Raw genomic sequence first — 13,336 nt, forward strand, 5'->3', positions numbered from 1 at the left:
GTCAGGGTACCTTGGCTTTATTCTTTTGAATGAGTCCTGATCTCGCCGGATGCCTTTGACAAAGAGGCTATTTAGGATTTTCGGAGATAAATATGTACGCAGTTATCAAAACTGGCGGCAAGCAGTACCGTGTTGCTGAAGGCACAACCCTGAAGGTTGAAAAGCTGGACGTAGTGGCAGGTGAGAGTCTGGATATCAGTGATGTACTGCTGGTAGCCAACGGAGAAGAAGTCAAAATTGGCGCTCCTGTTGTTGAGGGTGCCAAGGTTACTGCTGAAGTTGTAGCTCATGGTCGTGGTCCAAAGATCAAGATCATCAAGTTCAAGCGTCGTAAGCACCACCGCAAGCAAATGGGCCACCGTCAGTGGTTCACTGAGCTGAAAATTACCGGCATTGCTGGCTAATTCAGGCCTTTAAAAGGCATGGCTGATGGGCTGGAAGCAGTTCGTTAAATACTTCTAAGGTCTGCATCTGGTGTGGTAGCCGGCTGTTGGACCGAGCTAAAAGGAGAGCAGCATGGCTCACAAAAAAGCGGGTGGTTCTACTCGTAACGGTCGCGATTCAGAAAGTAAACGCCTTGGCGTTAAGCGTTTCGGCGGTCAGGTCGTCAGCGCAGGTAACATCCTGGTTCGACAACGTGGTACCCGATTCCACGCGGGTGAGAATGTCGGCATTGGCAAGGATCACACTCTGTTCGCCAAGGCTGATGGCAAGGTTGTTTTTGAGGTTAAAGGTCCTCAGAAGCGTAAGTACGTTCGCATCGAAGCTGCGTAACAGTACTTCTGGTGTTCGCCCCCCTGTTGAGGGTGACGCCATAGAAAAGCCCCGCTTTTTGGCGGGGCTTTCTTGTATGTGCGTAAAGTGATTTGAGTGGTGTAGACTCCTGAGGTTGAGTGTCTGGAGGTCAATGCTTTTCTTTTGCTGTGGGCATCTGGTTGAGTATTTATCTGCAGGTATTGACCGTTTGAAGTCATTGCTGCGGGAGGTTTTGAATGAAGTTTGTTGATGAAGCCACCATCAAAGTTCAGGCTGGCAAAGGTGGCAATGGCTGCCTGAGTTTCAGGCGTGAAAAATACGTTGCCAAGGGTGGACCGGACGGTGGTGATGGTGGTGACGGTGGCAGCATCTATGTGGTTGCAGAGAATGACCTGAACACGCTGGTGGATTATCGTTATCAGCGCAGTTATAAGGCAGAAAGTGGCGAAGCGGGTCGTGGTCGCAACTGTTCCGGTGCCAAGGGGCAGGATTTAGAATTGCCGGTACCTGTAGGCACTACGGTTGTGGATGATGAAACAGAAGAAGTGATGGGTGATCTGACTCACGTGGGCCAGAAACTACTGGTAGCCCAGGGGGGGTGGCACGGTCTGGGTAACACCCGTTTTAAATCCAGCGTCAACCGTGCTCCGAGGCAGACTACCAAAGGTTCTCTGGGTGAAGAGCGTTCGCTTCGACTGGAACTCAAGGTTATTGCCGACGTGGGTCTACTGGGTATGCCCAATGCAGGTAAGTCCACCTTTATTCGCTCAGTCTCTCAGGCTAAGCCGAAAGTGGCAGACTATCCCTTTACCACACTGGTGCCTAACCTGGGTGTAGTGAGTGTGGAGAAACATCGCAGTTTTGTTATTGCTGATATTCCCGGTCTGATTGAGGGTGCCGCTGAAGGTGCTGGCTTGGGGATTCGATTCCTGAAACATCTTTCACGTTGTCGTGTACTCCTGCATTTGGTTGATGTGGCTCCATTTAATGAGAGCGATCCTGTAAATGTTGCTAATGCCATTGTGGATGAATTGAAACGTTTTAGTCCTGCCCTGGCTGAGCGTGAGCGATGGTTGGTATTGAACAAGCTCGACCTGTTGCCGGAAGATCAGCAGAAGAGAGTCTGTGATCAGGTGATCTCAGAACTGGGTTGGGAAGGTCCTGTTTATAAGATTTCTGCAATCTCTTCCCGGGGCACAGAAAAGCTGGCTCAGGACCTGATGACTTACATTGAAGAACGTAATCTTCAGGAAAGCGAAGATGCAGAAATGGCCGCTCAGGAAGCAGAGGTTCGTCACAAGCTGGAACAAGAGGCTCGCAGGCGAATGCGCGAGCTGGCAGAAGAGAGAAGGCAGCAGCGTCTGGCCAGAAAGGCTGAAAAAGCGGCTCGAGACGATGATGATCATGACGACGATGATGACGTTGAAGTGTTCTACGCACCCTGATCTTAAAGAAGAGAGCGCAGGAGAGTAGCATGAGTGAGCGTAGCAGACTGAAAACAGCCCGGCGCTGGGTGGTCAAAATAGGCAGCGCCCTGTTAACGGATGAAGGACGTGGTCTGGCCGTTGAACAGATTGATGGTTGGGTTGATCAGTTGTGCGAACTGCGTAGACAGGGCATTGAGCTGGTTCTGGTATCATCCGGGGCGGTAGCGGCAGGTATGGAAAAGCTTGGGAAAAAGCAGCGGCCGAGTGCTCTGAATGAGCTTCAGGCTGCTGCTGCTGTGGGTCAGACGCGACTGGTTCAAACTTGGGAAAGCAGTTTTCAGAGGCATGATGTTCAACCAGCCCAAGTGCTGCTGACTCACGCTGATCACAGTAATCGTCAACGATATCTGAATGCTCGCAGTGCCCTGAGGACGTTGCTCGATATGGGGGTGGTGCCCGTCGTTAATGAGAACGATACCGTTGTGACCGATGAGATTCGATTTGGTGATAACGATACCCTCGGTGCACTGGTGGCCAATCTGGTGGAGGCCGATGTTCTGGTGATTCTGACGGATCAGAATGGTTTGTATACAGAAGATCCTCGTAAAAACCCCGCTGCGAGATTGATGAATGAGGCCAGAGCCCTTGATCCTGTTTTGGATGCTATGGCGGGTGGTGTCAGCGGTCGTCTGGGTCGCGGTGGTATGCAAACCAAGCTTCGGGCAGCTCGTCAGGCTGCGGCTTCTGGTGCGGCAACAGTCATCGTCGGTGGGAAGATTGAGAATGTCATCCGTCGTCTTTTTGAGCAGGAAGTTCTGGGTACTTTGCTCACGCCGGATCATGAACGAATGGCTGCTCGCAAGCAGTGGTTGCAGGGGCATATGCAGACTTCAGGTAAGCTGATGCTGGATGCGGGTGCAGTGAATGTGCTTAAAAATCAGGGCAAAAGCCTTCTTGCTGTCGGGGTAAAGGCTGTAGAGGGGCGCTTCCTCCGCGGGGAGATGGTGGCCTGTGTCGATGAGTCCGGCCATGAAGTGGCTCGTGGTTTGATCAATTATGGTTCAGATGATGCCAGGAAAATTATTGGTAAACCCAGTCACAGGATTGGTGAATTGCTAGGTTATTCGGGAGAGCCTGAGCTTTTGCATCGAGATAATATGGTGCTTGCAGGGCATTGAGCCAGTTATGGGGTCTATGGGACCAGATCGTAACTTATTTTGAAAGTAGACTTCATGATCTGATCCCGGTTTTCACACTTTTATTCCTGTTTGTTTTTTCTCCACAGAAAGGATGATGCTTTTGCCAAGTGTTTGCCCAGCCAGGCAGTATGGCTGGCAATCAATCCTGATTGTTTGGCAGCCCAGAGAATCAGGAAAAAGTTGGAGGCGACAAATTTTTTGCCGTAGTAAGGCCAGTTTTTGGCACTGATGGCGCTGTGTTTCCTATTGTATTTGAAAATGGGGATACAGTCTTCCAGAGGGGAGCCTGTCAAACTTTCAAAGATAATGTTAAAGGCAGCCTGACCAAATGAAACACCCAGAGCGCTTCTTGCGCCCATGCCTAAATATTTGGCCGCTGCCATTTTGATGGAGCTGAAGGTAAATGCAGAGACTGCGACTTGTTGGCTCAGAACAGCCCATGAGGTGGTTGCTACAGTGTTATAATCTGTGCCTTCCGTGTGTAACTTCTGATACTCCTCTTTTACTGTCTCTAAAGCATAGCCTCCGGTATCCCAATCGTCTTGAAACTCGGCGCCCTTGTTTTGTTGGTAAAGAAGGTTTGCCTGAGCAATGATGCCGGCGGTATTCAGTGTCAAGATAGTCAGTGAATTCCAGATGCCTGTTTGGTGAAACGAAATACCCAGAGCGAGTGCCATAACGTAGTAAATGGTGTATTCAGAGGCACCGGCTGCACCGAATGCCAGAGGTGGAAGCAGGAGGAGCATGCCGGTATTTTTGCTCATATAATCGCTGATTCCACTATTGGTCAGGCCGGAATCTTTTTGTTCGGAGGCTTGAGCATTCCTGGAGTCCATGAAAACCTCTTTTGCGTTCTCCATGGCGATAGTTCGGTAAAGGAACTGATTGTCGCCCCTGGCGAATGTCTCGAACGACGCGTGAGTCTTGGTAACAGCATCTGCGATCTTCCGGAAGAACTCATGATCGCTTTCGGTCGGAGTAGGGTGATTGCCAATTTTGGCTATCTGCATGATCTTTGTGATCTCGCCGGTGCAGACGACTTTTGGAAGTGTGGGGTAATCAGACACCGTCTCTTGTACGATTGCAGCAGCCTCGACGGGGTTTATTTTGTAGGCGAATTTGGCTATTCCCATCTCGGTAATTACCTCAGTCGATGTGCCTTTTGGGGCGCAAAATACCAAAGTGAATTCCTGTGGAGTGGGCGTCGCATAAGAGAGCGTTGCTGTCAGGCAGCTGAAAGCGAGCAAGAGTAACGAATAAACATACCGCATGATTAAGATCCTCGTTGAGAGGGGGTAGAAAGAAACAATGCGGAAGTATAGTTGTGAATTTAAAGTTTCAATTTGTAAAGGCATAAAAAAAGCCGGTAAAAAACCGGCCTTTTTGTAATGCCCTTGCTACGCGGGGCTAACAATTATGCAGACAGAGCTTTGATCTGTGCATTCAGGCGGCTCTTGTGACGAGCAGCCTTGTTTTTGTGGATGATGCCTTTGTCGGCCATGCGGTCGATCACTGGCACAGCCGCAGTGTATTCAGTTTTAGCCAGTTCAATGTCTTTGGCTTCGATGGCGCGAACTACTTTCTTGATAGAAGTACGAACCATGGAGCGCAGGGAAGCATTGTGATTACGACGCTTCTCAGCCTGACGGGCGCGCTTCTTGGCGGATGGAGAGTTAGCCATTTGTGGTGCTCCTAAGAATCTTGATTAACCGTTTGCACTGTCTTTAAACAGGGCTGCTTCGGGCACCCTGTTGGGAGTATGGTGTTTGCCGCGTCACCGACGAATCCCCCGGGCAAGGGCTTCACCAGTGCCATACCCATACAGTCGAGTCGCGGAATCATGCCTATTTGAACAAGGGTTGTCAATAAGGCTTCTTGACGCTTTGGCACGCAAACCCGCATCATGCTGTTATTAACTTTGACAACTCAGTACTATCGCCAGTTTTTGATCGTTTGAGCAACCTGAATGTCCATAGAGAACCTATCAGAGAGCCCTCAGAAGAGTGAAGATGAGGATAAAACGCCCGGTTTGTTGAGATCGAGTGTGGTTGTGGGAATGATGACCATGCTTTCCAGAGTGTTGGGGTTGGCCAGAGATGTAGTCATTGCAGGGTACTTTGGTTCTACTTCGTCAGCAGATGCATTCTTTGTAGCCTTCAAGATTCCAAATTTTCTTCGTCGGCTGTTTGCTGAGGGCGCTTTTTCCCAGGCATTTGTACCAGTGTTGTCAGAGTATCGTAGTAAACGCAGCTTTGAAGAGGTGCGCTATCTGCTCAGTCGGGTCAGTGGTACCCTGACGGTTTTGCTGCTGCTGGTGACTCTGGTCTGTATGCTGGCCTCTCCCCTTTTAATCCGCCTGTTTGCTCCGGGTTTTGTTGATTACCCTGAAAAGCTGCTGCTGGCTGAAGAGATGCTGAGGATTACTTTTCCCTATCTTTTGCTGATATCGCTGACTGCTCTGGCGGGCTCCATACTGAATAGTTACAACCGGTTTGCGGTACCTGCCTTTACCCCGGTCCTGCTGAATCTCAGTCTGATTGGCTCAACTGTCTTCCTGTCACAATGGTTTGATGAGCCTGTCATGGCTCTGGCCTGGGGGGTTGTGATTGCCGGTGTGTCACAGTTGTTGCTGCAAATTCCTTTTTTACTGCAGATTCACCTGCTGCCTGCCCCCGGGTGGGGACATAAGCACGAAGGTGTGAGGCGAATCGTAAAACTGATGATTCCGGCGTTATTCGGGGTATCCGTCAGTCAGATCAACTTGTTGCTGGATACGGTGCTGGCATCTTTTCTGGAAACCGGAAGTGTTTCCTGGCTTTATTACTCTGACCGCCTGTCAGAACTGCCGCTGGGTGTTTTTGGTATCGCCATTGCCACAGTGATTCTTCCGAGCCTCTCTCGCAAGCATGCTGATGACGCCGGAGATCAGTTTTCCAAAACCCTGGATTGGGCTATTCGTCTTGTCCTGTTGATTGGCGTTCCAGCGGGCATTGCGCTGTTCATATTGTCAGAGCCTCTGCTGGCAACATTATTTGATTACGGTGAGATGCAGAACCGGGATGTGGTGATGGCGGGTATGAGTCTGCGGGCTTATTCTCTGGGTTTGATCGCCTTTATGTTGATCAAGGTGCTTGCGCCAGGCTACTTTGCCCGTCAGGATACCAAGACTCCGGTCAAGATTGCCATTATCGCGATGGTGGCCAATATGGCTCTTAATCTGATGTTGGTTTTCTGGCTGAAACATGCTGGTCTGGCTCTGGCTACCACTTTGTCTGCCTTCTTGAATGCCGGGTTATTGTTGTGGGGGTTAAAACGTTCCGGAGTATTCACTCCTGAATCGGGGTGGTGGTTATTCTGTGGGCGTCTGATCTTTGCCAATCTTGCAATGGCGCTGCTATTGGTCTGGATGGCGGGGGAGGCTGTCTGGTGGTTGGATGCCACGCTCTGGCAGAGAGTGTCTGAAATGGCGAAAGTGGTTGGTGCCGGACTTGCTGTTTACGCAGCGGCACTCTTGGTCATGGGATTGCGCCCTGCTCAATTCAGACATTAAAGACCAGGGTCCGGCGGACAGCTTGTTATTGTCTGCCAGATTTCCTTTTAGCAGTTTCATGAGCGAAATATTCAATCCCGGAAAAAAGAGCAGCGATTTGATGAATATGGCTCTTAAGTCCATAACGCACCTGAGATATAATCCCTGCCTTTGCCAGCCTAACAGAGAATAAACCGCCCAATGCAGTTGATTCGCGGAATGCACAATATCAGACCGGAGCATCGCGCCTGTGTTGCGACTATTGGTAATTTTGATGGTGTTCATCTGGGGCACCGCACTATCCTGGAGACACTGCGGCAGCAAGCCTTCGAGTTGGGCGTCAGGGTCTGCGTGATCACTTTTGAACCTCAGCCCCGGGAATATTTTCAGGGCGGTCAGGCGCCGCCGAGGCTTTCCAACCTGAGAGAAAAACTGACGCTTCTGGAAGAGGCCGGTGTTGAACAGGTATTGTGCCTGCCTTTTAATCAGAAGCTGCAAAACCTTACGCCAGATGATTTTGTTATGAAGGTGCTGGTGGATGGGCTGGACATACGCTACCTGATAGTGGGAGATGATTTCCGTTACGGACTGAAACGGCAGGGAAATTTTGCGCACCTGAGAAAGATGGGCGATCAGTTCGGGTTTGAGGTGTGCGATACCCGAACGGTATCCATGGATATGGATCGTATCAGTAGTACCCGGATCCGTCAGCAGTTGGCGAATGTGAGTCTGAGTGCAGCAGAAAAATTGTTAGGGCGTCCCTTCACCATGATGGGGCGTGTTATCAAAGGTCGGCAGCTGGGTAGGCAGCTGGGTTTTCCAACAGCCAATATACGTGTCTGCAGGCGGACGCTGCCCATACAGGGAGTGTTTGCAGTCAGGGTGTTGTTCGATGGCCGAAGCCACGATGCGGTAGCGAATCTGGGTGTCAGGCCCACATTGGAGGCTAAGCGTGCCATGCTGGAGGTGCATCTTCTGGATTACCAGGGAGACCTTTATGGCCACACTCTGCGGGTTGAGTTTATTAAGAAAATCCGTGATGAGAAAAAGTTTGAATCGCTGGATGCCCTCAAGGCAGCGATTACCGATGATGTAAAAGCAGCAAGAAGCTTCTTTCATCAATAAGCCAGATTGAAAAACCTGTTTCATGAACGCTTAGATGGAACAGGTCGTGAGAAGATTGCCGGGAACGTCGTTCGGAACCTCCGAACGAGTTTCTTAAAACAGTTTGGGATGACGATTGATGGGCATGTGTGTCTGGCCCGCAAGACGTGTGATGATGAGATCCAACTATGACCGACTATAAGCATACATTGAACTTGCCGGAGACTGATTTCCCAATGCGTGGAAATCTGGCCAAGCGTGAGCCTGAAATGCTCAAGCGCTGGTACGACGAGGCGCTTTATGAAGAAATTCGCAAGGTATCTGAAGGTCGTGAAAAGTTCATTCTGCATGATGGCCCTCCTTATGCCAATGGCGATATTCATATCGGTCACGCGGTCAATAAAATCATTAAGGACATGATCATCAAGTCCAAAACCCTGAGCGGTTTTGATGCGCCCTATGTGCCGGGCTGGGACTGCCACGGTCTGCCGATTGAGCACAAAGTGGAAGGTATGCTGGGCAAAGCGGGTGATAAGGTTGATTTTAAAACTTTCCGTGCCAAATGCCGTGATTACGCCAGCAAACAGGTTAATGGTCAACGTGAAGACTTTAAGCGCATGGGCATTCTGGGTGCCTGGGATAAGCCCTATCTGACCATGGATTTCCAGACCGAAGCCGACATAATTCGAGCCCTGGGTAAAATAGCCGACAACGGTCATCTGGTGAAAGGTTATAAGCCTGTTTACTGGAGTGTGGCCGGAGGTTCTGCATTGGCTGAGGCTGAAGTGGAATACCAGGAAAAAACGTCCACCCAGATTGATGTGCGTTATGCCGCTCTTGATGATGCTGACCTGCTGTCTGCATTTGATTTTGACAGTGAAGAGCAAGGTGAAGGGGAGGTAGCTGTTGTCATCTGGACAACAACGCCATGGACTTTGCCATCTTCTCAGGCGGTGACACTGGGAGCTGAATTGGGTTATGCCCTGATTCAGTGTCAGGTAAACGGTCAGCCTGCACGACTGATTCTTGGCGAGCAGTTGGTTGAGTCAGCCATGCAGCGTTATGGCATTGAAGACTACACCATGATTGCCCGTAGCCCGGGCGTCCGGTTGGAAGGCAAAAAAGTTGCCCACCCATTCTACAAGCGTGAAATCCCACTGATCCTGGGTGATCACGTCACAACCGACGCTGGTACCGGCTGTGTTCATACTGCACCTGACCACGGTGTGGATGACTTTAATGTTGGTAAAAAATACGGCATTGGCACTCTGAACTACCTGGATGATGCCGGTGTTTATCGCAGCCACGTTGAACAGTTTGCTGGTGAACACGTTTACAAGGTTGATCCAAAGGTTGTCGAAGCGGTCGAAGGTAATGGTCGTTTGCTGGCTCAGGCCAAAATGGTGCACAGCTATCCACACTGCTGGAGAACCAAAACGCCTTTGATTTTCCGGGCTACACCTCAATGGTTTATCAGCATGGAAAAAGAAGGTCTGCTGAATACCGCCATGAAGTCACTGGATAACGTCAAGTTCACTCCGGACTGGGGCCGTAACCGTATGGAGTCCATGCTGGGTCAGAGCCCCGACTGGTGTATTTCTCGTCAGCGTACCTGGGGGGTGCCCATTGCTCTGTTTATTCACAAGGAAACCGAAGAGCTGCACCCGGATACTTCTGCCCTGATTGAAAAAGTGGCCTTGAAAGTCGAGCGTGAAGGTATGGATGCCTGGTTTGATCTGGAGCTTTCTGACCTCTTAACAGCGGAAGACGCTGAACATTACGTGAAGGTGACAGACACTCTGGACGTCTGGTTTGATTCCGGCGTCACTCATTATTCTGTGCTGGATCGTCGCAAGGGCCTGCATTCACCTGCAGATATTTATGTAGAGGGTTCTGACCAGCATCGTGGCTGGTTCCAGTCATCCCTGAAGACCGGTATTGCTACCAAAGGAGTGCCTCCCTATAAGCAGCTCCTGACTCATGGTTTCACGGTGGATGCCAATGGTCGCAAGATGTCCAAGTCTCTGGGTAATGTCATTGCTCCCCAGAAGGTATTCAAGTCACTGGGCGCCGATATTCTGCGCCTCTGGGTCTCTGCAACTGACTACACCGCAGAAATGACCGTATCTGATGAAATTCTCAAGCGTACGGCAGACAGCTATCGTCGTATTCGAAACACGGCTCGTTTTCTGCTATCTAACCTGAACGGTTTTAACCCTGAAACTGACACTGTGGCCCGGGACGATATGCTGTCTCTGGATCGCTGGGCAGTGGATCGAGCCATGAAATTGCAGGAAGAAGTCATTGACGCTTATGACAGCTACAATTTTCTGAATGTTTACCAGAAAGTCCATAATTTCTGCTCTCTGGATCTGGGCGGTTTCTATCTGGATATTATCAAGGATCGTCAATATACAACGCAGTCAGATAGTCTGGCGCGTCGAAGCTGTCAGACCGCTATGTTCCATATCGTTGAAGCGTTTGCCCGTTGGATAGCGCCTATCACCAGTTTTACAGCTGATGAGATCTGGCAGGCTATTCCTGGTCTGCGCAGCAAGTCTGTTCTGCTGGAAACCTGGTATGAAAACCTGATAAGTCTTGAGGGTGATGAGTTGGGTGCTGAATACTGGAACTCCGTCATGACCGTGAAACACGCTGTTAACAAGGCTCTTGAAGATGCTCGAAAAGGTGACCGTAATGAAAGTGTGATCGGTGGCGGACTTGAAGCAGAAATAACCTTGTTTGCCAATGAAGAACTGCTCGAAACACTGGGCAAGCTTGGCGATGAACTGCGCTTTGTCCTGATTACTTCCAAGGCTGAACTGAAGCCTCTTTGTGAAGCTATTAATGCCGTGGATACCGATGTTGATGGTCTGAAGGTGGCTGTTCGCAAGTCAGAGCATGAGAAGTGTGTTCGTTGCTGGCACCGTCGTGAAGACGTTGGCACTATTGAAGCTCACAAAACACTCTGTGGCCGTTGTGTTGATAATGTTGATGGTGAAGGTGAAGTAAGGAAGTTTGCCTGATTGATCATCATGAGTCAGAAATGCCCGATACAGTTCGGGCATTTTTTCACTCACTGGTGCTCCATTTTTTGACTGCAAGAACAGTCAACCAGAGAAGGAATACTAAGTTCCTCGAGTTATAGGCTTAGAGCTTTATCTTATATTTCGGTTTGTAACCATATCGACGTTTATACGACTCGGCATAAGATTTAACTGGGACTCACTAAGACAGATTAAAAGGGCCTCAACGGTATGAGAAAAAATTCCTGGGGAATGCTCCACTGGTTGTGGATCAGTGGAGTGGTTCTGATTCTGGATCAGCTGGTCAAGCATCGGGTAGTGGACAGTTTATATCTTTATGAGCAGGTGCCTGTCATCCCATCCTTTTTCTCACTGACTCTGGCCTATAATACCGGCGCTGCTTTTAGTTTTCTGAGTGATCAAGGGGGCTGGCAACGGTGGTTTTTTGTGGGAGTGGCATCGGTTGTCAGTCTGATGCTGGTCATCTGGCTTGCCCGAATGAAAAAAGATGAAAGATGGCAGGCATGTTCCATGGCTCTGATACTGGGAGGTGCACTGGGCAATCTTTATGACCGGTTCATGAATGGTTACGTCGTGGATTTCTTGCTGGTGTATTATGACGGCTGGTATTTTCCATCCTTCAATCTGGCGGATATGGCCATTACCTCCGGTGCAGCGATGTTGATTCTGGATATTTTCCGGCCTCAACACAACAGTCATAGCTGAAATTGTATCGGACTGTGAGGCACCCGGAATCTTTTAGCTGACGGCTGCCATTGTTTGTGTATGAATGGATTTTTCGAAAGCGGGTATAGAAAAACAATGTCTGATGTTGTGGTAGGACCAGGAAGGCAGGTAACGCTGCACTTCGCCCTGAAACTGGAAGACGGGCAGGTGGTAGACAGTAATTTTGATGGCCAGCCTGCCACTTTTGTCGTGGGGGATGGAAACCTGCCTCAGGGTTTTGAACAGGTGATTTATGGTCTGTCCGAGGGCGATCAGGGCAGTTTCAGAATTCCTCCTGCCGGTGCTTTTGGTATGCCCAATCCTGAAAATATCAGGGAATTTGCCAGGGACAGTTTCTCTGGTGACATGGCGTTGCAGGAGGGCTTGGTCGTTTCTTTTGCCGATGCGGCCAACTCTGAGCTGGCTGGTGTTATTACAGGTTTGACAGACAGCCATGTTCAGGTGGACTTCAATCATCCACTGGCAGGTAAAGAACTGTTGTTTGAAGTGAAAGTTCTGAACATCACTCAAGCGGCTAATACACCAGAAACTCATACACTGGATAAAGAGTGCTGAGGTATGAAAATCAGGCTGGCAAATCCCCGGGGATTCTGTGCAGGCGTTGACCGGGCTATCGACATTGTAAACCGGGCTCTGGATGTTTTTGAGCCTCCCATTTATGTGCGTCACGAAGTTGTTCACAACAAGTTTGTGGTCGAAAATCTCAAAGAGCGTGGTGCCATATTTGTCGAGGAGCTTCATCAGATACCGGATGATTCTATTGTTATTTTCAGTGCTCACGGTGTTTCCAAAGCGGTCGAAGCAGAAGCTGACCGTCGAGGTCTGAAAGTCTTTGATGCATCCTGTCCTCTGGTCAAAAAAGTCCATATGGAAGTTGTGCGGTACTCCCGTGACGGCATGGAGTGTATTCTGATTGGTCATGATGGTCATCCCGAGGTGGAAGGTACCATGGGCCAGTATGACGACGCTAATGGCGGGAAGATGTACCTCGTTGAAACAGAAGACGATGTTCAAAAACTGGCAGTGAAAGATCCGAAACATCTTGCTTACGTGACTCAGACGACACTGTCCATGGACGATACTGCGAGGGTGATTGATGCTCTGAGAGTCAGGTTCCCTGAAATTAACGGACCACGTAAAGACGATATCTGCTACGCCACTCAAAATCGTCAGGATGCTGTGAAGGCTCTGGCATCGGAATGCGATACAGTCTTTGTGGTAGGTTCTGTGAACAGTTCCAATTCCAATCGCCTCAGGGAGTTGGCAGAAAGAACAGGTGCATCAGCTTACCTGGTTGATGGTGCTGATGATATTCAGCCTGAGTGGCTGGAAGGTAAACAAACTCTGGGTATTACCGCAGGTGCTTCCGCTCCCGAAGTGCTGGTGAAAGGTGTCATCAACCGACTGATTGAATTAGGCGCTGAAGAGCCGAAAGAGCTTGAAGGTGAAGAAGAGAATATTGTTTTCACTATGCCCAAAGAGCTTCGGATCGTAGAAGTTTGATTTCTAAATGCTTAACTGAATCCTGATTGCTCTGGTACAGCCTTT

At 49.7% G+C, this 13,336-nt stretch carries 12 protein-coding genes; 10 read left to right on the forward strand and 2 right to left on the reverse strand.

The features are described 5' to 3' along the window. The first annotated feature begins 92 nt into the window (after nt 1–92). The 4 genes from rplU (at nt 93) to proB (ending at nt 3,361) form a co-directional block, all read left to right on the forward strand. Nucleotides 93–404, forward strand: coding sequence for a 50S ribosomal protein L21 (gene rplU, locus KDK16_RS02530; protein WP_257274520.1), 312 nt, complete (start codon nt 93–95; stop codon nt 402–404). 112 nt (nt 405–516) lie between these two features. After that, the gene (gene rpmA, locus KDK16_RS02535) at nt 517–774 is read left to right on the forward strand and encodes a 50S ribosomal protein L27 (RefSeq protein WP_257274522.1); all 258 of its coding nucleotides are present in this window, start codon (nt 517–519) and stop codon (nt 772–774) included. Between the two features lie 218 nt (nt 775–992). Continuing rightward, a complete protein-coding gene (gene cgtA, locus KDK16_RS02540) occupies nt 993–2,201 on the forward strand; it encodes an Obg family GTPase CgtA (RefSeq protein WP_257274523.1) in 1,209 nt (402 codons plus the stop codon). Between the two features lie 29 nt (nt 2,202–2,230). After that, nucleotides 2,231–3,361: a glutamate 5-kinase gene (proB, locus tag KDK16_RS02545; RefSeq protein ID WP_257274524.1), complete on the forward strand. Its 1,131-nt coding sequence runs from the start codon at nt 2,231–2,233 to the stop codon at nt 3,359–3,361. Between the two features lie 80 nt (nt 3,362–3,441). Here proB and KDK16_RS02550 read toward each other — a convergent pair whose 3' ends face one another. Both KDK16_RS02550 and rpsT read right to left on the reverse strand, forming a co-directional pair. Beyond that, the gene (locus KDK16_RS02550; RefSeq protein WP_257274525.1) at nt 3,442–4,653 is read right to left on the reverse strand and encodes a hypothetical protein; all 1,212 of its coding nucleotides are present in this window, start codon (nt 4,651–4,653) and stop codon (nt 3,442–3,444) included. A 143-nt stretch (nt 4,654–4,796) separates the two neighbouring features. Next, nucleotides 4,797–5,063: a 30S ribosomal protein S20 gene (gene rpsT, locus KDK16_RS02555; RefSeq protein WP_257274526.1), complete on the reverse strand. Its 267-nt coding sequence runs from the start codon at nt 5,061–5,063 to the stop codon at nt 4,797–4,799. Nucleotides 5,064–5,348: 285 nt separating this feature from the next. Here rpsT and murJ point away from each other — a divergent pair, with 285 nt between their 5' ends. The 6 genes from murJ (at nt 5,349) to ispH (ending at nt 13,291) form a co-directional block, all read left to right on the forward strand. Beyond that, on the forward strand, nt 5,349–6,932 hold the full coding sequence (gene murJ / locus KDK16_RS02560) for a murein biosynthesis integral membrane protein MurJ (RefSeq protein ID WP_257255219.1): 1,584 nt from the start codon (nt 5,349–5,351) through the stop codon (nt 6,930–6,932). Nucleotides 6,933–7,112: 180 nt separating this feature from the next. Continuing rightward, complete coding sequence (gene ribF, locus KDK16_RS02565) at nt 7,113–8,036, forward strand: bifunctional riboflavin kinase/FAD synthetase (RefSeq protein ID WP_257255218.1); 924 nt, start codon at nt 7,113–7,115, stop codon at nt 8,034–8,036. Between the two features lie 167 nt (nt 8,037–8,203). Continuing rightward, complete coding sequence (ileS, locus tag KDK16_RS02570) at nt 8,204–11,041, forward strand: isoleucine--tRNA ligase (protein ID WP_257255217.1); 2,838 nt, start codon at nt 8,204–8,206, stop codon at nt 11,039–11,041. A gap of 231 nt (nt 11,042–11,272) precedes the next feature. Beyond that, nucleotides 11,273–11,767, forward strand: coding sequence for a signal peptidase II (lspA, locus tag KDK16_RS02575; protein ID WP_257255216.1), 495 nt, complete (start codon nt 11,273–11,275; stop codon nt 11,765–11,767). 96 nt (nt 11,768–11,863) lie between these two features. Continuing rightward, nucleotides 11,864–12,343, forward strand: a complete 480-nt coding sequence (locus tag KDK16_RS02580; protein ID WP_257274528.1) for a peptidylprolyl isomerase — start codon at nt 11,864–11,866, stop codon at nt 12,341–12,343. A gap of 3 nt (nt 12,344–12,346) precedes the next feature. Then, nucleotides 12,347–13,291: a 4-hydroxy-3-methylbut-2-enyl diphosphate reductase gene (ispH, locus tag KDK16_RS02585; protein ID WP_257255214.1), complete on the forward strand. Its 945-nt coding sequence runs from the start codon at nt 12,347–12,349 to the stop codon at nt 13,289–13,291. Nucleotides 13,292–13,336: the final 45 nt, after the last annotated feature.

The sequence above is a fragment of the Endozoicomonas sp. SESOKO4 genome (assembly GCF_024606275.1).

Excerpts from the sequence above, each read along its gene's own strand:
- rplU (WP_257274520.1), top strand. The coding sequence starts at position 93 with ATGTACGCAGTTATCAAAACTGGCGGCAAGCAGTACCGTGTTGCTGAA.
- rpmA (WP_257274522.1), top strand. The coding sequence starts at position 517 with ATGGCTCACAAAAAAGCGGGTGGTTCTACTCGTAACGGTCGCGATTCA.
- cgtA (WP_257274523.1), top strand. The coding sequence starts at position 993 with ATGAAGTTTGTTGATGAAGCCACCATCAAAGTTCAGGCTGGCAAAGGT.
- proB (WP_257274524.1), top strand. The coding sequence starts at position 2,231 with ATGAGTGAGCGTAGCAGACTGAAAACAGCCCGGCGCTGGGTGGTCAAA.
- KDK16_RS02550 (WP_257274525.1), bottom strand. The coding sequence starts at position 4,653 with ATGCGGTATGTTTATTCGTTACTCTTGCTCGCTTTCAGCTGCCTGACA.
- rpsT (WP_257274526.1), bottom strand. The coding sequence starts at position 5,063 with ATGGCTAACTCTCCATCCGCCAAGAAGCGCGCCCGTCAGGCTGAGAAG.
- murJ (WP_257255219.1), top strand. The coding sequence starts at position 5,349 with ATGTCCATAGAGAACCTATCAGAGAGCCCTCAGAAGAGTGAAGATGAG.
- ribF (WP_257255218.1), top strand. The coding sequence starts at position 7,113 with ATGCAGTTGATTCGCGGAATGCACAATATCAGACCGGAGCATCGCGCC.
- ileS (WP_257255217.1), top strand. The coding sequence starts at position 8,204 with ATGACCGACTATAAGCATACATTGAACTTGCCGGAGACTGATTTCCCA.
- lspA (WP_257255216.1), top strand. The coding sequence starts at position 11,273 with ATGAGAAAAAATTCCTGGGGAATGCTCCACTGGTTGTGGATCAGTGGA.
- KDK16_RS02580 (WP_257274528.1), top strand. The coding sequence starts at position 11,864 with ATGTCTGATGTTGTGGTAGGACCAGGAAGGCAGGTAACGCTGCACTTC.
- ispH (WP_257255214.1), top strand. The coding sequence starts at position 12,347 with ATGAAAATCAGGCTGGCAAATCCCCGGGGATTCTGTGCAGGCGTTGAC.